The following is a 334-nucleotide window of genomic DNA, read 5'->3' as shown; positions in this document are numbered from 1 at the left end:
AACCCGGAGGTCGTTGGTTCAAATCCAGCCCCCGCAATTGTTGGTCCGTTGGTCTAGTTGGTTTAGGACGCATCCCTGTCACGGATGAGATCACGAGTTCGAGTCTCGTACGGACCGTTTTAATAGTCAAGTTTGTTACTTGGCTTTTTTATTTTTGAGTAATATTGATTGGGAATCTCAATTTATCTATTATATAAAGTTGTCCTAAAGGAAGGCTCTTCGTCAAGAAGTACTGATGAGAAAATAGAATAAATTTTGTTAAGCAGCTCGTGCCTGAACCTTGGCACGGGCTGCTTGTTTATTCTTCCAGTTAATGGCAATGTAGGTGTTGGGC

1 tRNA gene is annotated in these 334 nt (G+C 42.2%); it reads left to right on the top strand.

The features are described from left to right. Window positions 1–42 precede the first annotated feature (42 nt). Window positions 43–117: transfer RNA gene (locus tag HUK49_RS10690), tRNA-Asp, on the top strand. The last annotated feature ends 217 nt before the right edge of the window (window positions 118–334 follow it).

Source organism: Limosilactobacillus portuensis, from assembly GCF_014838735.1.
Taxonomy (GTDB): domain Bacteria; phylum Bacillota; class Bacilli; order Lactobacillales; family Lactobacillaceae; genus Limosilactobacillus; species Limosilactobacillus portuensis.
This window is presented reverse-complemented; position numbering and strand designations above follow the sequence as displayed.